Here is a 20,781-nt window from a genome sequence, read left to right on the forward strand (position 1 = left end):
CGATTGCGTTCAGTCCACGGCAATTTGCCGCCTGTTGGCGGTGCTTTGCACGCTTTACTGCACTTCGGTCGACGGCTGCACTTTCGGCTTGGCCCGGCTTCGACGTGGTGCTGCGGGAGTGGCGGCGGCGCTCACGCGCTCGCGCGCGATCGCGCAATAACTTTCGTTGATCTCATAGCCGACGAATTCGCGCTGGTGACGGACGCAAGCAACGGCGGTGGTACCACTGCCCATGAACGGGTCGAGCACGCGCCCGCCCTTCGGACAACTGGACAACACCATCCGCTCGACGATTTCCAGAGGTTTCTGGGTCGGGTGCGCGACGCGTTCGGCGTGCTGCCGATGCAATCGCGAGATCGACCAGACGTCCTTCGGGTTGTAGCCGATCTCCAACCACTTGCTTCCTTCGAACAACTTACGCGAACGCGCCTTCTTCGTGGCTGCATCGTACGGGATGCGGACGGGATCGAGATCGAAGAAATAGTCCTTCGCCACCGCGAAAAAACCGATGTTGTCGTGCACCGACGTGAAGCGGCGGGTGGTGCCGCCCATGCTCGGCACGCGCCGGTCCCAGATGATCTCGTTGACCATCACGAGCCTGGTCTTCAGGAAGCTGAAGATTTCCGGCGCGTACTGCCAGGTGCAGAAGATGTACAGCGAACCCGTCGGCTTGAGCTTCGGGATTGCCAGCTCGAGCCAACCGCGGGTCCAGACGAGAAATTCCTCGCCGGTCCGCATGTCGGAATCGTTGCCGTAGTCCTTGCCCAAGCCGTACGGCGGATCGCACACGATCAGATCGATCGAGCCGTCGGGAATATTCGCTGTATCGGTCAAAAAATCGCGGTTCAACAGCTGGATGCCGGCCGGCACCTGCGCCAGTAAGGGTGCGGGTGCCGCGGCCGCCGCTACCGCGTCGGCCGGATTCGTAGTTTCAAGGGCCGGCTGCGGCTGGTCGAACTCGTCACGCATCGTCGTGGCTCAGAACTGAATGCCCGATCGCTCCGCGACCGTATGCATATCCTTGTCGCCACGGCCCGACAGGTTGACCAGCAGGACCTTGTCCTTTGCCAGGGTGGGAGCGAGCTTGGTCGCGTAGGCAAGCGCGTGACTCGACTCGAGCGCGGGAATGATGCCCTCGATCCGGCAGCAATCGTGGAACGCCTTCAGCGCTTCTTCATCGGTGATGCCGACATATTGAGCCCGATTGCTGTCTTTTAGCCACGCGTGCTCGGGGCCGACGCCCGGATAGTCGAGGCCCGCCGAGACCGAATGCGTTTCGATGATCTGACCGTTGTCGTCCTGCAGCAGGTACGTGCGGTTGCCGTGCAATACGCCCGGGCTGCCGCCGATCAGCGACGCCGCGTGGCGGCCGGTTTCGAGACCGTCGCCGGCTGCTTCGACGCCGATCAATTGCACCGAAGTGTCGTCGATATACGGGTAGAAGATCCCCATCGCGTTCGATCCGCCACCGACGCACGCAATCACCGCATCGGGCTGGCGGCCGGCGAGTTCGGGCATCTGCACCCGGCATTCGTCGCCGATCACGCGCTGGAAATCGCGCACCATCATCGGATACGGGTGCGGGCCCGCCACGGTGCCGATGATGTAGAAGGTGTTTTCGACGTTGGTGACCCAGTCGCGCATCGCTTCGTTCAGCGCGTCTTTCAGCGTGCGGGAGCCCGATTCAACCGGCACGACGGTCGCGCCGAGCAGTTTCATCCGGTAGACATTGGCGGCCTGACGGCGCACGTCTTCCGCGCCCATGTAGACCACACATTCCATCCCGAAGCGCGCGGCGATCGTCGCGGTCGCGACGCCATGCTGGCCGGCGCCGGTTTCCGCGATCACGCGCGGCTTACCCATGCGCTTGGCGAGCAACGCCTGGCCGATCACGTTATTGATCTTGTGCGCGCCCGTGTGATTCAGGTCCTCGCGCTTCAGATAAATCTGCGCGCCGCCGAGCAGTTCGCTCCAGCGCTGCGCGTGATAAATCGGCGAAGGACGACCCACGAAATACTTCAGTTCGCGCTCATATTCGGCGACGAAGTCCGGGTCTTTCTGATATTTCTCGTATGAGTCGCGCAACTCCGTGAGCGCGGAGAACAGCGTTTCGGCGACGAACACGCCACCAAACTGGCCGAAGTGGCCTCTTTCGTCAGGCAAGTTGTACATGGTGATCACTCTTCTCAGAATGGCCGACGACCCTCATTGCGAAGGCCCGTGGCCAGAATCATTCGACATCCGCCGCACGCACCGCGCGCACGAACGCCGCCATCCGGGCGTGATCCTTCACGCCCCGCGCGCCTGGTACTTCGATGCCGCTCGAGACATCGACCGCGTACGGGCGCACGCGATGGATCGCATCACTGACGTTTTGCGTGTTCAACCCACCACTCAAAACGGCCCGACGCGCGAGCTCTGCTGGAATAAGTGACCAATCGAAAACCTTCCCGCCGCCGCCGTAGCCCTCGACATGCGTGTCGAACAGGAGGCCACTGGCAGCCGAATAATTGAACGCCGATTTTACCAAATCGGCCGACCGAGTATCCGCCGCCACCCGCAGCGCGCGCAACCAAGGCAAACCCGCAACGCCGGCAAGCGTCTCGCACTGCTCGGGCGTCTCGTCGCCGTGAAACTGCAGCAGCGTCAGGTTCACGTTGCTCGCGACTTCGCGAATCCAGTCCGGCGTCGCGTTGACGAACAGGCCGACCACCGACACGAACGGCGGCACGTCGTGCACGAGTTCGACCGCCTGGGCGACGCTCACCGAGCGCGCGCTCGGCGGATAGAACACGAGGCCGATCGCGTCGGCACCGAGATCGATCGCGTGGGCGACGTCTTCCGGCTTGGACAGCCCGCACAGCTTGATCCGCGTGCGATGCGGCACGCTTTGGCGGGCGGCCGCTTCGGTCTGGGTTACAGGGGTGTCGGCTACGTTCATGTTTCCGGTTGTTCGGTCCATACACTGCTCCACGGCACGCTGCCCGTCGCGGGGGCGGGCACGGCGAATTGCTCAGGATAGCCCACCTGCGCGAGGTACAAACCATCCGGCATAAAGGTCGGCGCCGCGCAGTCGCGACTGCGGCCCGCGAGCACCTCGGCCATCCAGTCGGCCGGCCGGCGACCGGCGCCGATCTCGATCAGACAGCCCATCAGGTTGCGCACCATGTGGTGCAGGAATGCATTCGCGCGAAAGCGGAAATGCACGAAGTTACCTTGTCGTTGCACGTCGATCTGATACAGATGCTTGAACGGCGTCTTCGACTGACATTGCGACGAACGGAACGACGAGAAGTCGTGTTCACCGATCAGATGCGTCGCGGCCTCGCGCATCGAGTCGACGTCGAGCGGCGTGTGCACCCAGCCGGCGCGCGTCGTCAGCATCGGCGAACGCACTGAATTCACGTACAGCACGTAGTAATAGGTGCGCTCGAACGCGGAGAAACGGGCGTGGAAGTCGTCCGGCATCGGCTTCGCCCATTGCACGCCGATCGTCTTCGGCAGGAACGCGTTCGGACCGCGTACCCACGAGATGTCGGCGCGATCGAGTTCCGTATCGAAGTGCACGACCTGGCCCAGGCCGTGCACGCCGCGATCGGTGCGGCCGGCGACGATCGTCTGCACCGGCGTGCGCGTGAATTCGCGCAACGCCTTTTCCAGCTCGTCCTGCACGGTGTTGCCGTGCGGTTGCGACTGCCAGCCGGCGAACGCCGCGCCGTCGTACTGAACCCCTAATGCGATGCGCGTCACGACAGCGGCGCGAGAGTCGAAAGCAACGCGCGGGCTTCGGTACGCGTGGCCGGATCGTTGGCTTCGATCACTTCGTTGATCAGTGCGCGGGCACCCGCGAGGTCACCGAGTTCGATGTACTCGGAGGCCAGTTCGAGCTTGTTGCGCGCGATGCGGCCGAGATCGGCCGGCGTGAAGTCCGGTAGCGGCTGCGCCTGGCTCGGCGGCAATTCGAGGTCGAAGTCGAGCTTCAGCGCGCCGAAACCAGGGCCGCCGAGGCCGGCGACGGCGCCGTGGCCCGCGGTGCCGGCGGCGATTTCGTCGGCGATGTGCGGAACCTCGTGGTCCGGGTCGGGCACTGGGAACGCTTGTTTCGCGGTGGTTTCCGGCGATGCGACCGGTTGCGTCGACAGCGAGGTCGAGATGCCGGCACTATCGGGCGGCAATTCGATGCGCGGCGGCAACGGCATGTCCAGGCTGCCGAACGCGGTGACGGCATCGCGGGGGAATTGGCCCGGCGGGGGCGGCGCCGGATGCGCCGGCGTCGGGGTATCGCTGAACGGCTGACCGAACGGCGTGGCGGTGCGCGGTTCGATCTGGTGTTGCGTGAAATCAGGCACAGAAGATAGAGCGTCGAATGAGGTCTGCGATTCGGCTGCGCGAGCTTGGGCGGCGGCCGAAGAGGTTTCTGCGGGATGTGTGGTTGTAGTTGTACTGGTCGGTTGGTCTGCCGGTTGATTTGGCGTGGCGCCTTGTGGAGTTTCGTCGTCCCTCTGCAGACCGGGTGCGTGCGCGTCCTCCGCGCTACTGATTCCCGGTTCGAGCGGTTGCAGCGGCAACGCTTCCGCGCCGAGTTCCGCGGCGGCGGCGAGGCTGGCGGCGGTCGATGCCGCGGTCAGGTCTTCGTGGTGAGTCGGTGCGGGGGACTCGGCCGCGGCATTGGTTTCGCTGGTTGGCGGAATGCTCGCGAGGGGTTGCGTCGGGGCGATGGGTTCGGGGATCGGGTGGGTGGCTGCGTGATCAGCAGCTGCGTGGCCGGCTTCGGGTTCGGCTGCGTGATCCGCCGCGGCTTGCTGCGCTACTTGCCCGGTTGCCGCGCGTTCTGCTTCCGTACGCTCTGCCGCCAGTCGTTCCGCAGCAATACGCTCCGCTTCTGCCTGTTCGGCTTCTGCTGCGCGTTCAGCTTCCGCGACGCGTTCAGCACCTGTACGTTCTGCTTCCGCGCGTTCGGCCGCTGCGTGCTCAGCGGCAGAACGCTCTGCCGCAGCCTGCTCCGCCGCCACGCGTTCCGCTTCCGCGCGCTCCGCTTCCGCACGTTCCGCTTCCGCGCGCTCCGCGGCGGCCTGTTCAGCCGCTGCAGGTCCGGTCTGTGCATGTTCCGCTGCGGCCTGTTCGGTTGCCGCGCGCTCCGCTGCTACGTGCCCGGCCGCGGCCACAGCCGCCGCCTGACCAGCTACCTCAGCCGCATCCCGCGAATCATCGGTAGGGCCCGACTCCGCCGCCTCGACATTAGCCGCCTCCGCTGCACGAGCGGCAGCCGCGTTGTCGCGCTTGCGCCGTCCCATCCGCAACGCCGCGAGCAGCACGACCAGCGCCGCCCCCACCGCCCCGGCAATAGTCAGTTGCCGTTGCGACACCCCCCCGTCGTTGGAGGGCGCCGGCGCCACGTTCGCACGCCCCGGCGCGGTCGCCATTGCCGCGGCGGATCCACCCGTCGCCGGCTGCGCAGCGTTCGTCGGCGCGGCGCCCGACGCTGCCGGCGCACCGCCAATCCCATGCTTCTGCAATTCCATCAACACGCGATTTTTCAGCGCCAGCAATTGCTGCAGGCTCGACACCTTCGGATGCGTCTGCGAAGCCGCCTGCGTGCCGGCAGTGGCGGGGGTTGTCGCGGGCGCCGTAGCCTGACCCGCCGGCGCGCTCGCGCCCGGTTGAACCGAGCCGGTCCACTCCTGCGCACCGCTTGCCGCCTGCGCCGCCGAACCCGCCACCGCTGCCGACGCACCCGTGGCACTCTCCGCCGCGCCGCTCACCTTCGCGTCGCTGGTTCCGGCGGGCGCGCTGGCACTGCCGGACGCCGCCGCCGGGGCCGGCGTCGCCGCGTGGTCCGCGGAACTGGCCGCGCTCGCCGCCGCCGCATTACCTTCCGCGACACCGCTAGTCGCACCGGCTGCAGCTGCCACCGGCGCGGACGCCGAGCCAGACGGCGCGGATGCGCCCACAGCGCCCGAAGCCCCCGTCGCAACACCGGTCGAAGAAGCCGCCAACGCCCCCGACGCATCCAGCGCCGGCACGATCAACACCGCGCCCACTCGCAGGCGACTCGGGTTGTGATTGATGAACGCAGCCGGATTGGTGTCGAACAGTGCATGCGTCGAGCGCACGAGTACCGCGGGGTCATGCGATTGCGTGATGGCGATCGCCACGTCATTCAGCGACTGTCCAGACCGAACCGTGTACTGGCTCCCCGCCGCGATCGCCATCACCACCGTGGTCGTGACCGACGTGACCGACGCGGCATCCGGCGCGCTCGCGGCGTGCGCCGGCGCGGCTAGCGCATTGCCTGCGCCACCGCCCAACAGTGCCAAAGTCAAAGCGACGCCGGCGCTCAGCGCCGTCGGCCGGTTCGCGATTCGACCTTGATCGTTGTGAATGGACATAGCCCGAAGAGCGGAGCGTCGAAGGTTCATCGGGACTCCCGGCGCGTCAGCGCGCGGCCTGTTTTGCGGATGGAAAGAGACAAGATGATCGGAGCACACAATGAAAAAAGCGCCGCGCAAGCGCGACGCTTCTTGAGTTGTCTACGCGTCGTGAGCGCGTAGTTTACTTTACTTGTCGAGCACAATGCGAAGCATGCGACGCAGCGGTTCCGCCGCGCCCCACAGCAGCTGGTCGCCGACCGTGAACGCCGACAGATATTCGCCGCCCATCGCGAGCTTGCGCACGCGGCCGACCGGCACCGTCAGCGTACCGGTGACGACCGCCGGGGACAGATCGCGCATCGACGCTTCGCGCTCGTTCGGTACGACCTTCACCCAGTCGTTGGCCGACGCGAGGATGTCGTTCACTTCGTCGAGCGGCACGTCCTTGTTCAGCTTGATCGTCAGCGCCTGCGAGTGGCAGCGCATTGCGCCGATCCGCACGCACAAGCCGTCGACCGGAATCGAGCCCGGCGTACCCATGGCAGGCTTGCCGAGAATCTTGTTGGTCTCGGCACCGCCCTTCCACTCTTCCTTCGACATGCCGTTGCCGAGATCCTTGTCGATCCACGGAATCAGCGAGCCGGCGAGCGGCACGCCGAAGTTGGAAGTCGGCATGCTGTCGCTGTTCATCGCTTCCAGCACGCGGCGATCGATGTCGAGAATCGCCGAAGCCGGATCGGCCAGCTCGTTCTTCACCGCGCTGTTCAGCGTGCCCATCTGCGACAGCAGTTCGCGCATGTTCTGCGCACCGGCACCCGAGGCCGCCTGGTACGTCATCGCCGTCATCCAGTCGACGAGGTTTTCGCGGAACAGGCCGCCCAACGCCATCAGCATCAGGCTGACCGTGCAGTTGCCGCCGATGAAATTCTTCTGGCCCTTCACGAGCGCGTTCTTGATCACATCGAGGTTGACCGGATCGAGAATGATGACCGCGTCGTCCTTCATGCGCAGCGACGAAGCCGCGTCGATCCAGTAGCCGTTCCAGCCGGCCGCACGCAGCTTCGGGAACACTTCGTTGGTGTAGTCGCCGCCCTGGCACGAGATGATCGCGTCGCACTTCTTCAGGTCGTCGATGCTTGTCGCATCCTTGAGCTTGGTCTCGTTCTTGGCGAACGACGGCGCGTTGCCGCCCGCGTTGCTGGTGCTGAAAAACACCGGTTCGATCAAGTCGAAATCGCCTTCCTGCTGCATGCGTTGCATCAGGACGCTGCCGACCATGCCGCGCCAACCTACGAGACCTACGTTCATGACTTCATACCCTTCGAATGGAAACTTCCCCGCATCTTTGCCCGCAGTGACCGCGCGGGGAAGATGGGCGGACACAACGGACGATCAGCGCTTCGTGATCGTTTTCGGGGTAATCGTTTTGATGGTAATGGCGAACTCGATCGCACGGGCAGTGATGCCGTGCTGTTTGGAAATCGAGGAGATTTGGGAGATCTGGGCCATCGCCACAATATACACGAAAACTCGAATCCGGCGGCGCCTGGTGGCGCGCCGGTCACACGATGCAGCGGATCAAGCGCGAATCGGCCCGAAAGAGCGGCCGATTCGTAGATGCCGGGCTTTTCACGGCCCGGCGGATTTGCTGCAAAACTAGGGATTGCCTACTACCTGAACGCGCATTCGCGCGCTCTGCATTACAGCGCCGCGACGACCGCGTCGCCCATCGCGGCGGTGCCAACCTGCTTGCAACCCGGCGTGAGGATGTCGCCGGTGCGATAGCCCTGCTCGAGCACCTTCTTCACCGCGTTTTCGATGCGATCGGCCTGCTCGGCCTTGTTCAGCGAATAGCGCAGCATCATCGCAGCGGACAGGATCGTGGCGAGCGGATTCGCGACGCCCTTGCCGGCGATGTCCGGCGCCGAACCGTGCGACGGCTCATACAAGCCCTTGTTGTTCTTGTCGAGCGACGCCGACGGCAGCATGCCGATCGAGCCCGTCAGCATCGCGGCTTCGTCGGACAGGATGTCGCCGAACATGTTGCCGGTCACGATCACGTCGAACGATTTCGGTGCCTTCACGAGCTGCATCGCCGCGTTGTCGACGTACATGTGCGACAGCTCGACGTCAGCGTATTCCTTCGACACGTCGATCATCACGTCCTTCCAGAACTGCGACGTTTCGAGCACGTTCGATTTGTCGACCGAGCACAACTTCTTGCCGCGCTTTTGCGCCGCCTGCAACGCGACGTGCGCGATGCGGCGCACTTCCGGCTCCGCATAACGCATCGTGTCGAAGCCTTCCTTCGCGCCGGCGAACAGGCCGTCCGGCGACGAACGCACGCCGCGCGGCGCGCCGAAGTAGATGTCGCCGTTCAGCTCGCGCACGATCAGGATGTCGAGACCCGAAACGATCTCTTCCTTCAGCGACGACGCGCCGGTCAGTTGGGGATAGCAGATCGCCGGGCGGAAGTTCGCGAACAGTTCGAGGTGCTTGCGCAGACCGAGAATGGCCTGCTCCGGACGCAGCGCGCGTTCGAGCTTGTCGTACTTCCAGTCGCCGACCGCGCCGAACAGGATCGCATCGGCCTCTTTCGCCAGTGCGAGCGTCGAATCGGGCAGCGGATGGCCCTTCGCTTCGTAGCCCGCGCCGCCGACCGGCGCTTCTTCGAGTTCGAACTTCTCCCCGAGCACGTTCAGGACCTTGACGGCCTCCTTGACGATTTCGGGACCGATGCCGTCGCCCGGCAACACTGCGATCTTCATGCGAATTCCTTGATGATTATGTCGAGACTGGGAGCGCGAACCGCGCGCGGGCCAGCGCACCTCGGTGCGCCGATGCCCTCACGCATTTAACCGACGAGGCGGTTGTTCAGCCACGGCTGCTTCGCGAGACGTTCGGCTTCGTACTGACGAATCTTGTCGGCGTGACGCAGCGTCAGACCGATGTCGTCGAAGCCGTTGAGCAGGCAGTACTTACGGAATGCCGCGACGTCGAACGGGTAGGCGGTTGTGCCGTCGGCGGTGCGCACGACTTGCGCGTCGAGGTCGACCGTCAGCTCGAAGCCGTTGAACGCATACGTTTCGTTGAACAGATGATCGACCTGCTGTTCGGTCAGCACGATCGGCAGCAGGCCGTTCTTGAAGCAGTTGTTGTAGAAGATGTCGGCGAAGCTCGGCGCGATGATCGCGCGAAAGCCGTACTGCTGCAGTGCCCACGGCGCGTGTTCGCGCGAGCTGCCGCAACCGAAATTCTTGCGCGCGAGCAGCACCGAGGCGCCCTGATAACGCGGCTGGTTGAGCACGAAGTCCGGGTTCAGCGGACGCTTCGCGTTGTCCTGACCCGGCTCGCCGTGGTCGAGGTAGCGCCATTCGTCGAATGCGTTCGGACCGAAGCCCGTGCGTTTGATCGACTTCAGGAACTGCTTCGGAATGATCGCGTCCGTGTCGACGTTCTCGCGATCGAGCGGCGCCACGACGCCGGTGTGTACGATGAATTTATCCATGACGCTTGCGCCTGTCTGAAGACCGGACGCTGCGGCTGGCGGCGTGAAAGCCGCGCGCCGCAGCGCCGGTAAAAATCAAAAACCGCTTATTTGTCAGCGTGATTGCTGATCGAATTGCCGAGGTGCGACATGTCCTCGCCAAATCCGTGCACCGTGTTGCAACCGGCCAGACCGAGCAGAAGCCCGGCCAGCGTGCCGAGTGCGAAGCGGCGCAATAGAGTGGTGCGATTCATGTTCTTCATCATGCGAGTCATCCAAGCTTGCGAATATCGACGAAATGCCCTTCGATGGCCGCAGCCGCTGCCATCGCGGGGCTCACCAGGTGAGTGCGGCCACCGGCGCCCTGACGACCTTCGAAATTGCGGTTCGACGTGGACGCGCAACGCTCGCCCGGATCGAGCCGGTCGGCGTTCATCGCGAGACACATCGAACAACCCGGCTCGCGCCATTCGAAGCCGGCGTCGGTAAAGACCTTGTCGAGGCCTTCACGCTCCGCCTGCGCCTTCACGAGCCCCGAACCCGGCACGACCATCGCCAGACGGATGTTCGGCGCCACGCGGCGGCCCAGCTTCTTCACGACGTAAGCCGCGGCGCGAATGTCTTCAATGCGCGCATTGGTGCACGACCCGATGAAGATTTTATCCGGCTTGATCGACTCGATCGGCGCATTCGGCTCGAGCGCCATGTACTTGAGCGCGCGTTCCATCGCGTCGCGCTTGACCGGGTCCTTTTCGCGCTCCGGATCCGGCACGCGGCCGTCGACCGACGTGACCATTTCCGGCGACGTGCCCCACGTGACCTGCGGCACGATATCGGCGGCGTTCAGCTCGACCACGCGGTCGAACTGCGCGCCTTCGTCGGACTTGAACTGCTTCCAGTACTCGACCGCGTGATCCCACTCGACGCCCTGCGGCGAGTACGGACGGCCCTTCAGGTATTCGATCGTGGTGTCATCGACCGCGACCATGCCGGCGCGCGCGCCCGCTTCGATCGCCATGTTGCAGACCGTCATGCGGCCCTCCATGGTCAGCGCGCGAATCGTCGAGCCGCCGAATTCGATCGCGTAGCCGGTGCCGCCCGCGGTGCCGATCTTGCCGATGATCGCGAGCACGATGTCCTTCGCGGTACAGCCGCGCGGCAGTTGGCCCTCGACCTTCACGAGCATGTTCTTGCTCTTCTTCTGCAGCAGCGTTTGCGTGGCCAGCACGTGTTCGACTTCCGACGTGCCAATGCCGTGCGCGAGCGCGCCGAACGCGCCGTGCGTGGACGTGTGCGAGTCGCCGCAGACGATGGTCATGCCCGGCAGCGTCGCGCCCTGCTCCGGCCCGATGATGTGGACGATGCCCTGACGCACGTCGGTCATCTTGAACTGGGTGATGCCGTAGGCGTCGCAGTTCGTGTCGAGCGTGTCTACCTGCAGCTTCGACACGGGATCGGCGATGCCGTGGCTACGGTCGGTGGTCGGCACGTTGTGATCGGACACGGCCAGGTTCGCGCTGATGCGCCATACCGGACGCTCGGCCATCTTCAGGCCTTCGAATGCCTGCGGGCTGGTCACTTCGTGCAGCAGATGGCGGTCGATATAGAGAATCGCGGTACCGTCGTCTTCCGTGTGGATCACGTGGGTGTTCCACAATTTGTCGTAGAGAGTCTGTGCCATGGTATGCGGGGTAGTAATGACTTCGGGCTGACTATGTCGGTCGATTATGCCACGCAGTTGGACGGCGCGGAGCCCTCATCGAGGCGAAAAACCGATAAAAAACAGGGAGTTGGGTGGTAGTGGCGATACCTGTATCGGTGTTACCCGGCAAGCATGCGGGGGCCGACGGTGCGTGTGGCGACGCCTGCGCAAGCGCAAGCGCAAGCGGCCGCGCAAAGAGAAACGCCCCAACGGGAAACCCGTTGGGGCGTTTTATTCACTCAGGCTTCACGCTCTGACACGGCACGAATGAATGCCGCGAACCGGAGCGCGTAGCGCTGTCGCTCAGCGCTGTTTAGCGTTGCGCGAGCGGCTTCGCTTCACGCAGCGTTTCGCCGATGAACAGCTGACGCGGACGGCCGATCTTCTGTTCGGGGTCCGCAATCATTTCGTTCCACTGCGCAATCCAGCCGACCGTACGTGCCATCGCGAAGATACACGTGAACATCGACGTCGGAATGCCCAGCGCGCGCTGCACGATACCCGAGTAGAAGTCGACGTTCGGGTACAGCTTGCGCGACACGAAGTACTCGTCTTCGAGCGCGATCTTTTCGAGTGCCATTGCGAGCTTGAACAGCGGGTCGTCGTGCAGGCCCAGCTCTTCGAGCACTTCGTGGCAGGTCTCGCGCATCAGCTTCGCGCGCGGGTCATAGTTCTTGTACACGCGGTGGCCGAAGCCCATCAGCTTCACGCCCGAGTTCTTGTCCTTCACCTGCTTGATGAACTCAGGAATGTTGTCGACCGAGCCGATCTCTTCCAGCATGTTCAGCGCGGCTTCGTTCGCACCGCCGTGCGCCGGGCCCCACAGACACGCGATACCGGCAGCGATACACGCGAACGGATTGGCACCCGACGAACCGGCCAGACGCACGGTCGAGGTCGAGGCATTCTGCTCGTGATCCGCGTGCAGGATCAGGATACGGTCGAGCGCGCGCACCAGCACGTCGTTGACCTTGTACTCTTCGCACGGGTTCGAGAACATCATGCGCATGAAGTTCGCGCTGTACGACAGGTCGTTCTTCGGATACACGAACGGCTGACCGATGCTGTACTTGTACGCCATGGCGACGAGCGTGGGCAGCTTCGCGATCATGCGGATCGCCGACACTTCGCGGTGACGCGGGTTATTGATGTCGAGCGAGTCGTGATAGAACGCCGACAGTGCGCCGACCGCGGCGACCAGAATCGCCATCGGATGCGCGTCGCGGCGGAAGCCGCGGAAGAAGAACTGCATCTGCTCGTGCACCATCGTGTGCTTCGTGACGGTGCCGACGAATTCTTCCTTCTGCGCAGCCGTCGGCAGTTCGCCGTTCAGCAGCAGATAGCAGGTTTCGAGGAAGTCGGCGTTTTGCGCGAGGTTGTCGATCGCGTAGCCGCGGTAGAGCAGTTCGCCCTTGTCGCCGTCGATGTAGGTGATCGCCGAATTGCACGACGCCGTCGACATGAAGCCCGGATCGTACGTGAATTTGCCGGTCTGGCCGTACAGTTTGCGAATGTCGATTACGTCCGGGCCAATCGTGCCCTTGTAAATCGGCATTTCAACGCTCGGCGAATTGTCGCTGAACGATAGCGTGGCTTTAACATCTGACGGGGTCATAGCACATCCTCAATCGAAGTATGGTTACAGGTTTTCGATAATTGCACGCCTGGAACAGCGGACTGGCGGCGCTCAAGCGTTGCGCAGCAATTCCAGAACCCGGACCACGTCCGGGTCGGCTAGATCGCCTTCCGGTTCCTTGCGCGCGAGCAGCAAGTCCATCAGGTCGTTATCGCTCAGCTCGAGCAGGCGCGTGAGAGCGCCGACGTCGGCATCGCTGAGGTCATGCTCATATCGGCTGAAAAAACGCTCGAAAATCAGATCGTTTTCCAGCAGGCCCCGCCGTGCACGCCAGCGAAGACGCGCGCGGCGGAGGGGGTCGGACTGATGCGATGTATCGTTCATGGCAGTAAGCGCCGCATCGCTCCCACGCTAGCCGACTGCCCCCCGCAGGGGCAGCGTACGCGAGGAAGCGTGCGGGCTATTTCATCCTAGACTGCGCGACGAACCATCAATTCCTTGATCTTGCCAATCGCCTTGGTCGGGTTCAGCCCCTTCGGGCAAACGTCGACGCAATTCATGATCGTGTGGCAACGGAACAGACGGTACGGGTCTTCCAGGTTGTCGAGACGCTCGCCAGTCGCCTGGTCGCGGCTGTCCGCGATGAAGCGATAGGCTTGCAGCAGGCCTGCCGGGCCGACGAACTTGTCCGGGTTCCACCAGAAGCTCGGGCACGAGGTCGAGCAGCTGGCGCACAGGATACATTCGTACAGACCGTCCAGCTCGTCGCGCTCTTCCGGCGACTGCAGACGTTCCTTTTCCGGGGGCGGCGTATCGTTGATCAGGTACGGCTTGATCGAGTGATACTGGTTGAAGAACTGCGTGAAGTCGCAGATCAGGTCACGCACGACGGGCAGGCCCGGCAGCGGACGCAGCACGATCTTCTGCGGCAGGTCGTTCAGGTTCGTCAGGCACGCGAGGCCGTTCTTGCCGTTGATATTCATTGCGTCCGAACCGCACACGCCTTCGCGGCACGAGCGACGGAACGACAGGGTTTCGTCGAGCGCCTTCAGCTTGACGAGCGCGTCGAGCAGCATGCGCTCGTGCGAGTCGATTTCGACTTCGTACGTCTGCATGCGCGGTGCCGCGTCCTTGTCCGGATCGTAGCGATAGATTTCAAATGTACGCTTGGCCATTTCTCTGAATTCCTTTGACTTGTGCCTTAGAAGGTACGCGCTTTCGGCGGCACCGATTCGACGGTCAGCGGTTGCATGTGAACCGGCTTGTAGTCGAGGCGATCGCCTTCGCTGAACCACAGCGTATGGCGCAGCCAGTTTTCGTCGTCGCGATGTTCGAAGTCGTTCTGCGCGTGCGCGCCACGGCTTTCCTTGCGCGCTTCGGCCGAGACCATCGTGGCGCGTGCCACTTCGATCAGGTTCGCCACTTCGAGCGCTTCGACACGAGCCGTGTTGAAGACCTTCGACTTGTCCTTCAGATGGATGTTGTCGACGCGTGCCGCGACTTCGCGGATCGCTTCGACACCTTCAGCCAGCAAGGCCGAGGTACGGAACACGCCAGCGTGCTTTTGCATCGTGCCGCGGATGTCGTTCGCGACCGATTGCGCGTACTCGCCCGACGACGAATTGTCCAGCTTGGCCAGACGCGACAGCGCGAAGTCGGCTGCATCCGCCGGCAGCGGCTTGTGTTCCTTCAGTTCCTTCACGTGCTTGACGATGTGGTTGCCGGCCGCACGGCCGAACACCACGAGGTCGAGCAGCGAGTTTGTGCCGAGACGGTTTGCACCGTGCACCGACACGCACGAGCATTCGCCCACAGCGTAGAAACCGTTGACGACTTCTTCGTGACCCTTCGGCGTACCAACGACCTGGCCGTTGATGTTCGTCGGGATACCGCCCATCTGGTAGTGAATCGTCGGCACGACCGGGATCGGCTCTTTAATACAGTCGACGTTCGCGAACTTCAGCGCGATTTCGCGGATCGACGGCAGACGCTTCATGATCGTCTCGGCGCCGATGTGCGACAGGTCGAGCAGCACGTGATCCTTGTTCGGACCCACGCCGCGGCCTTCCTTGATTTCCTGGTCCATCGAACGCGAAACGAAGTCGCGCGGCGCCAGGTCCTTCAGCGTCGGCGCGTAGCGTTCCATGAAACGCTCGCCGTTCGAGTTGCGCAGAATCCCGCCTTCGCCGCGCACGCCTTCGGTAATCAGCACGCCCGCGCCGGCCACGCCGGTCGGGTGGAATTGCCAGAATTCCATGTCCTGCAGCGCGATACCCGAACGGGCCGCCATGCCGAGGCCGTCGCCGGTGTTGATGAACGCGTTGGTCGATGCCGCGAAGATCCGGCCTGCGCCACCCGTGGCGAACAGCGTGGTCTTGCCTTCGAGGATGTAGACGTCGCCGGTTTCCATTTCCAGCGCGGTCACGCCGAGCACGTCGCCGTCGGCGTCGCGGATCAGGTCCAGCGCCATCCATTCGACGAAGAATTGCGTCTTCGCAGCAACGTTCTGCTGGTACAGCGTGTGCAGCAGCGCGTGACCGGTACGGTCAGCTGCCGCGCAGGCGCGTTGCACCGGCTTTTCGCCGTAGTTCGCGGTATGGCCGCCGAACGGGCGCTGATAGATCGTGCCGTCGGCGTTACGGTCGAACGGCATGCCGAAGTGTTCGAGTTCGTAGACGGCGTTCGGTGCTTCACGGCACATGAACTCGATCGCGTCCTGGTCGCCGAGCCAGTCGGAGCCCTTGATCGTGTCGTAGAAGTGGTAGTGCCAGTTGTCTTCGCTCATGTTGCCGAGCGAAGCGCCGATGCCGCCCTGAGCAGCAACCGTGTGCGAACGCGTCGGGAACACCTTGGACAGCACGCAAACCGACAGACCCGCACGCGCGAGTTGGAGCGACGCGCGCATTCCCGAGCCGCCCGCGCCGACGATAACCACGTCGAACTTGCGACGCGGCAGAGAATTCTTGATTGCAACCATTCTTTTACACTCTCCAGAGAATCTGCGCAGCGTAGCCCGCACATGCGAGCAGCCAGAGGATCGTCAACGCCTGCAGGACGAGACGCGTGCCAACGGGCTTCACATAGTCCATCCAGATGTCACGGATACCAACCCACGCGTGGTAGAACAGCGAGAGCAGCGTGACGAACGTGGCGAGCTTCATCCACTGCGTCGCGAAGATCGACGCCCAGCCGTCGTACGAGAAGTCGCGCGCGAGGAAGAACCACGCGAGCAGAATCACCGTGTAAATCGCCATCACGCAGGCGGTGACGCGCTGCGCGAGCCAGTCGCGCAAGCCGTAATGTGCGCCGACAACGAGACGCTTCGAACCGATTCGGTTATTGGCTGCCATTTTTTAGAATGCTCCGAACAGTTTTGCCGCGAATGCGATGGTGAGCAGCGACGACACGACCAGCACGACGATAGAGGTCGACTTACCCTTCTCCTTCGAGACCGCGTCGTGGTTCGTATCCATCAGCAGGTGACGGACGCCGGCGCAGAAATGGAACATGTAAGCCCACGCGAGAACCAGCGTGATCAGCTTGACAATGATGTTGGAGAGGAAACCCTTGAAGACCTGGAAGCTGAGCTCGGAAGTCAGGCTTTGATCGAAGAGGTACAGCAGAAACGGAAGAGAAAGAAACAACAACGCGCCGCTCACGCGGTGCAAAATCGACACGCGCCCCGCTAGCGGGAGACGGTATGCCGTCAATATTTGCCCAAGACCGATGTTCCGGAATTCCGGCCTCGGTTTTTTTACGGCTTCTGCCATGCTAGACCCCTACTATGTAGTCACACTAATCCGCAATTTTAGCGCCTTTTCATATCGCGCTGCAGCGAAAACCACCATGAGTCCTTTGCTGCGCGCGTAATGAATGCGCGTTCCGAACGGCCGGCGTACGGGACGCCGCGCCTCGTTTCAGCCCGATTTAACTTAGATCGTTCTGATAGTAATACCCGGTTGTGACATACCAACCACGCCGGACTTCAACCGGACGGTCCCCATATGTATAGGACACGCGCTCGACCGAGAGCAACGGAAAACCCGCCGGCACATGCAGCAGGTCCGCCACGGAAGGCTCCGCCGCGACCGCGCGGATCTTTTCCGTCGCGCGAATCATGCGGGTGCCGAATTCCGCCTCGAACATCGCGTAGAGGGGCCCCTTGTACTCGGACAGCCGCTCCAGCGTAAGCCCGCGAAACACCGCGCCGGGCAGCCAGATCTCGTCGAGCACCGTGACTTCGCCGTCGAACTGCAGCAGACGCTTGATCAGCACGACCGGGTCGGCCGGCTTCAGGTCCAGTTGCCTCGCGATCTCCGCCGAGGCTCGCAGCCGCCGGCATTCGAGCAGGCGGCTCACGTGCGGATGCTCGGCGCCGTCGTCGGCGAGCAGTCGCAGGAAGCGGAACTGCGCGCGCTCTTCGTTGTGCGTTGCAACGAAAGTGCCCTTACCCTGACGGCGCACGAGCAGGTTGTCGGCCGCGAGTTCGTCGATCGCCTTGCGCACCGTCCCCTGGCTCACCTTATAGCGGGCGGCCAGTTCGACTTCGCTGGGAATGATTTCACCCGGCTTCCATTCGCCGCTCTCGAGGCTCTGCGTAATCAAGCCCTTGATCTGCTGATACAAAGGGCTGAACGTGGGCGACGCAGTCGCGGCGGCGGCCGATACGGCTTCGCCCGCAGCCCCTTGGCCATTCGGGTTCGCAGGGTTAGCCGGGTTCGAATTCATCCGCGCATTTCATCATAAAGGCCCCGGCCGCGTCCAGACTTTTCCAGGCATAGATATGTCTTATATAAGACATAAGATAATGTTGACTTTGTCGATGTCGACTCCTACACTCCCTGTCGAGCAAGGGTTTGCGGGTTTTTCGGCGTTTTTTCGTTGCAGCGCCGCGACGCTCCGGCAGCCATCTGTGCCATGCCGTTCCCCACGCAGTCCAGGTTTCGATTCGCCGCCATCCTTTGGCCAGACGCTTGCCGAAACGCGCTGTTTGCAGGAGCCCGCACCGTGCAGCGGCGGTCCCGGCGCCACCATCCCCGTCCCGCTCGGCAGTACAGCTTTCCGGCATGGCGGTCTTGCCGCAGCGCGCCTCCAGGCCCGGCGTATTCCGGGTCCGCACGCGAACAGTGAATTCCGCCGTGTTTCATAACGCTACGCTGAACGCGCATATAGAATGGCGTTTTCCCTAGCGTCTAACGCATCGTCCTGGAGATTTCTCAATGGCTAAGCCCGCAAAGCGCGTTGCCGTCACCGGCGCCGCAGGTCAAATCGCTTACTCCCTGCTGTTCCGCATCGCCAATGGCGATCTGCTCGGCAAGGACCAGCCGGTGATCCTGCAACTGCTCGATCTGCCGCAAGCGCAAGGCGCCGTCAAAGGCGTCGTGATGGAACTGGATGATTGCGCATTCCCGCTGCTGTCGGGCGTCGTGATCACGGACGACCCGAAGGTCGCGTTCAAGGACGCAGACGTCGCCCTCCTCGTCGGCGCACGTCCGCGCTCGAAAGGCATGGAGCGTAAGGACCTGCTGTCGGCCAACGCCGAAATTTTCACGGTTCAGGGCAAGGCGCTGAACGACGTCGCCAGCCGCGACGTGAAGGTGCTGGTCGTCGGCAACCCGGCCAACACCAACGCTTACATCGCAATGAAGTCGGCACCGGATCTGCCGAAGAAGAACTTCACCGCGATGCTGCGCCTGGACCACAACCGCGCGCTGTCGCAACTGGCCGCCAAGTCGGGCAAGCCGGTCGCGTCGATCGAAAAGCTCGCCGTGTGGGGCAATCACTCGCCGACCATGTACCCGGATTTCCGTTTCGCAACGGCAGAAGGCCAGGACCTGACCAAGCTGATCAACGACGACGAATGGAACCGCAACACGTTCATCCCGACCGTCGGCAAGCGCGGTGCGGCCATCATCGAAGCGCGCGGCCTGTCGTCGGCGGCATCGGCGGCTAACGCTGCGATCGACCACGTGCGCGACTGGGTGCTCGGCACCAACGGCAAGTGGGTCACGATGGGCATCCCGTCGGACGGCTCGTACGGCATCCCCGAAGACATCATCTACGGCGTGCCGGTGACCTGCGAAAACGGCGAGTACAAGCGCGTCGAAGGTCTGGAAATCGACGCGTTCTCGCGTGAAAAGATGGACGGCACGCTGCAGGAACTGCTCGAAGAGCGCGAAGGCGTTCAGCACCTGCTGGGCTAAGCCTCTGATGCGAACAAACCGGAATACCGAAGCTGCAATGCGACGGGTTCCGGTTTTTTTCGTGCGGATGGCCTCGCGCCCGAGGCGATCCGCTACTGATCCGAACGTGTTTTGCCGCTGCCCGGCAGCCTTCGCGCAGAGCACGTCCGGATCCGGTCTCCCCTAACCTCCCACGCCCCACCCGCCGAAGATGCGCGTTCTCACACCAGCCGAAGTGCTGTTCGATGGTGAAGTGCCTCCCGCCGTGCTGCCCGCCTGCGATCACTACGCCGGCAGCGAAAAGCTGATGCTCAAATCGCTCGCGTTGCAGCAGCAGCTCGGCCCAGTATTCGACATCACGCTCGATTGCGAAGACGGCGCGCAGGTCGGCCGCGAGGCCGAGCACGCGGAGCTGGTCGCGTCGCTGCTCGGCAGCGAACATGACCGTTTCGGCCGCGTCGGCGTGCGGATCCACGACTTCGCTCACGCGCACTGGCGCGACGACGTGCGCCTGATTCTGCGCGCCGCGAAGCGAGCGCCTGCTTACATCACGCTGCCGAAAATTCGCAACGTGCCCGATGCGGCCGAAATGATCGCGTTTATCGAGGCGACGCGGCGCGAACTCGGCATCGCGCAGCCGGTACCGGTGCAACTGCTGGTCGAAACTCACGGCGCGCTCACGCGCGTGTTCGAACTGGCCGCGCTGCCCGGCGTCGAAGCGCTCAGCTTCGGGCTGATGGACTTTGTCTCCGCGCACGACGGCGCGATCCCCGACACCGCAATGCGTTCGCCCGGCCAGTTCGATCACCCGCTGGTGCGGCGCGCGAAGCTCGAAATCTCGGCGGCCTGCCATGCATTCGGTAAAGTACCGTCGCACAACGTCAGCACCGAAGTGCGCGACATGAGCGTGGTCGCGAACGACGCGCTGCGCGCCCGCAACGAGTTCGGCTACACGCGAATGTGGAGCATCCATCCGGCGCAGATCGAGGCGATCGTCGCCGCGTTCGCGCCGCGCGACGAGGAAATCGCCACGGCCGCCGAAATCCTGCTGGCCGCGCAGTCCGCTCAATGGGGGCCGACGCGCTACGGCGATACGCTGCACGATCGCGCGAGTTATCGCTATTACTGGTCGGTGCTGCGCCGCGCGCAGAACACCGGTCGCGCGATTCCGGAAGACGCGGCGCCACTGTTTGCGAAAGTGGGCGCTAACGGACAATAAACAGGTGGCATCAGCGAAGCGCTTCGACCGGCTGCCTTGAGCCGGCACACAGGAGAACGCGGAAGATGAGCGACACGACGCAAACCGCCAGTGCAGCGGGCGGCAACGAAACACAAAGCGGCTTCAAGCCGAAAAAATCCGTCGCGCTGTCCGGCGTGACCGCGGGCAACACCGCGCTGTGCACGGTCGGCAAGACCGGCAACGATCTGCATTACCGCGGCTACGACATCCTCGACATCGCCGG

The 20,781-nt window shown here is 63.4% G+C and carries 21 protein-coding genes and 1 pseudogene; 5 read left to right on the top strand and 17 right to left on the bottom strand.

The features are described 5' to 3' along the window. Positions 1 to 54: 54 nt before the first annotated feature. Genes LJ656_RS29740 through LJ656_RS29760 form a run of 5 tightly spaced genes read right to left on the bottom strand, consistent with a single transcriptional unit; the run spans position 55 to position 5,567 of the window. Positions 55 to 969, bottom strand: a complete 915-nt coding sequence (locus LJ656_RS29740; protein WP_230513064.1) for a DNA-methyltransferase — start codon at positions 967 to 969, stop codon at positions 55 to 57. 9 nt (positions 970 to 978) lie between these two features. Then, on the bottom strand, positions 979 to 2,172 hold the full coding sequence (trpB, locus tag LJ656_RS29745; RefSeq protein WP_230513065.1) for a tryptophan synthase subunit beta: 1,194 nt from the start codon (positions 2,170 to 2,172) through the stop codon (positions 979 to 981). 58 nt (positions 2,173 to 2,230) lie between these two features. Continuing rightward, on the bottom strand, positions 2,231 to 2,941 hold the full coding sequence (locus tag LJ656_RS29750; RefSeq protein ID WP_230513083.1) for a phosphoribosylanthranilate isomerase: 711 nt from the start codon (positions 2,939 to 2,941) through the stop codon (positions 2,231 to 2,233). Beyond that, positions 2,938 to 3,750, bottom strand: a complete 813-nt coding sequence (truA, locus tag LJ656_RS29755) for a tRNA pseudouridine(38-40) synthase TruA (protein WP_230513066.1) — start codon at positions 3,748 to 3,750, stop codon at positions 2,938 to 2,940. The genes LJ656_RS29750 and truA overlap by 4 nt, the downstream gene beginning before the upstream one ends. Then, positions 3,747 to 5,567: a FimV C-terminal domain-containing protein gene (locus LJ656_RS29760; protein WP_230513067.1), complete on the bottom strand. Its 1,821-nt coding sequence runs from the start codon at positions 5,565 to 5,567 to the stop codon at positions 3,747 to 3,749. The genes truA and LJ656_RS29760 overlap by 4 nt, the downstream gene beginning before the upstream one ends. Before the next feature lie 169 nt (positions 5,568 to 5,736). On the opposite strand from LJ656_RS29760, the gene LJ656_RS35005 reads away from it, so the two are divergent. After that, a complete protein-coding gene (locus LJ656_RS35005) occupies positions 5,737 to 6,063 on the top strand; it encodes a hypothetical protein (RefSeq protein WP_230513068.1) in 327 nt (108 codons plus the stop codon). Positions 6,064 to 6,141: 78 nt separating this feature from the next. Continuing rightward, the gene (locus tag LJ656_RS29770) at positions 6,142 to 6,372 is read left to right on the top strand and encodes a hypothetical protein (RefSeq protein ID WP_230513069.1); all 231 of its coding nucleotides are present in this window, start codon (positions 6,142 to 6,144) and stop codon (positions 6,370 to 6,372) included. A gap of 185 nt (positions 6,373 to 6,557) precedes the next feature. Here LJ656_RS29770 and asd read toward each other — a convergent pair whose 3' ends face one another. The 12 genes from asd to LJ656_RS29830 all read right to left on the bottom strand — a co-directional run bounded on the left by asd (position 6,558) and on the right by LJ656_RS29830 (position 17,864). Next, the gene (gene asd / locus LJ656_RS29775; protein ID WP_230513070.1) at positions 6,558 to 7,679 is read right to left on the bottom strand and encodes an aspartate-semialdehyde dehydrogenase; all 1,122 of its coding nucleotides are present in this window, start codon (positions 7,677 to 7,679) and stop codon (positions 6,558 to 6,560) included. A gap of 392 nt (positions 7,680 to 8,071) precedes the next feature. After that, a complete protein-coding gene (gene leuB / locus LJ656_RS29780; RefSeq protein ID WP_230513071.1) occupies positions 8,072 to 9,139 on the bottom strand; it encodes a 3-isopropylmalate dehydrogenase in 1,068 nt (355 codons plus the stop codon). An 86-nt stretch (positions 9,140 to 9,225) separates the two neighbouring features. Further along, positions 9,226 to 9,879: a 3-isopropylmalate dehydratase small subunit gene (gene leuD / locus LJ656_RS29785; protein ID WP_230513072.1), complete on the bottom strand. Its 654-nt coding sequence runs from the start codon at positions 9,877 to 9,879 to the stop codon at positions 9,226 to 9,228. 86 nt (positions 9,880 to 9,965) lie between these two features. Then, the gene (locus LJ656_RS29790; protein ID WP_028196115.1) at positions 9,966 to 10,124 is read right to left on the bottom strand and encodes an entericidin A/B family lipoprotein; all 159 of its coding nucleotides are present in this window, start codon (positions 10,122 to 10,124) and stop codon (positions 9,966 to 9,968) included. A gap of 5 nt (positions 10,125 to 10,129) precedes the next feature. Further along, the gene (gene leuC, locus LJ656_RS29795) at positions 10,130 to 11,539 is read right to left on the bottom strand and encodes a 3-isopropylmalate dehydratase large subunit (RefSeq protein WP_230513073.1); all 1,410 of its coding nucleotides are present in this window, start codon (positions 11,537 to 11,539) and stop codon (positions 10,130 to 10,132) included. Positions 11,540 to 11,873: 334 nt separating this feature from the next. Further along, positions 11,874 to 13,175, bottom strand: coding sequence for a citrate synthase (gene gltA / locus LJ656_RS29800; protein WP_230513074.1), 1,302 nt, complete (start codon positions 13,173 to 13,175; stop codon positions 11,874 to 11,876). 72 nt (positions 13,176 to 13,247) lie between these two features. After that, the gene (locus tag LJ656_RS29805; RefSeq protein WP_230513075.1) at positions 13,248 to 13,520 is read right to left on the bottom strand and encodes an FAD assembly factor SdhE; all 273 of its coding nucleotides are present in this window, start codon (positions 13,518 to 13,520) and stop codon (positions 13,248 to 13,250) included. 86 nt (positions 13,521 to 13,606) lie between these two features. Further along, positions 13,607 to 14,311, bottom strand: coding sequence for a succinate dehydrogenase iron-sulfur subunit (locus LJ656_RS29810; RefSeq protein WP_129961767.1), 705 nt, complete (start codon positions 14,309 to 14,311; stop codon positions 13,607 to 13,609). A 26-nt stretch (positions 14,312 to 14,337) separates the two neighbouring features. After that, the gene (gene sdhA, locus LJ656_RS29815) at positions 14,338 to 16,113 is read right to left on the bottom strand and encodes a succinate dehydrogenase flavoprotein subunit (protein ID WP_230513076.1); all 1,776 of its coding nucleotides are present in this window, start codon (positions 16,111 to 16,113) and stop codon (positions 14,338 to 14,340) included. Positions 16,114 to 16,117: 4 nt separating this feature from the next. Further along, entirely contained in the window at positions 16,118 to 16,486 is a 369-nt protein-coding gene (sdhD, locus tag LJ656_RS29820) for a succinate dehydrogenase, hydrophobic membrane anchor protein (protein ID WP_230513077.1), read from the bottom strand. Positions 16,487 to 16,489: 3 nt separating this feature from the next. Then, entirely contained in the window at positions 16,490 to 16,906 is a 417-nt protein-coding gene (gene sdhC, locus LJ656_RS29825; protein ID WP_075304869.1) for a succinate dehydrogenase, cytochrome b556 subunit, read from the bottom strand. Positions 16,907 to 17,063: 157 nt separating this feature from the next. Next, positions 17,064 to 17,864 (bottom strand): GntR family transcriptional regulator, encoded by an 801-nt coding sequence (locus tag LJ656_RS29830; RefSeq protein WP_230513078.1) that lies wholly within the window; start codon positions 17,862 to 17,864, stop codon positions 17,064 to 17,066. Positions 17,865 to 18,355: 491 nt separating this feature from the next. Here LJ656_RS29830 and LJ656_RS29835 point away from each other — a divergent pair, with 491 nt between their 5' ends. The 3 genes and pseudogenes from LJ656_RS29835 to LJ656_RS29845 form a co-directional block, all read left to right on the top strand. Further along, the gene (locus LJ656_RS29835) at positions 18,356 to 19,339 is read left to right on the top strand and encodes a malate dehydrogenase (RefSeq protein WP_230513079.1); all 984 of its coding nucleotides are present in this window, start codon (positions 18,356 to 18,358) and stop codon (positions 19,337 to 19,339) included. A gap of 190 nt (positions 19,340 to 19,529) precedes the next feature. Continuing rightward, positions 19,530 to 20,537 (top strand): HpcH/HpaI aldolase/citrate lyase family protein, encoded by a 1,008-nt coding sequence (locus LJ656_RS29840; RefSeq protein WP_230513080.1) that lies wholly within the window; start codon positions 19,530 to 19,532, stop codon positions 20,535 to 20,537. Positions 20,538 to 20,602: 65 nt separating this feature from the next. Beyond that, positions 20,603 to 20,781 (top strand): annotated as a pseudogene (locus LJ656_RS29845) (2-methylcitrate synthase); the annotation flags it as partial.

Origin of the sequence: Paraburkholderia sejongensis (genome assembly GCF_020880815.1) — a bacterium.
GTDB classification, from domain to species: Bacteria; Pseudomonadota; Gammaproteobacteria; order Burkholderiales; family Burkholderiaceae; genus Paraburkholderia; species Paraburkholderia sejongensis.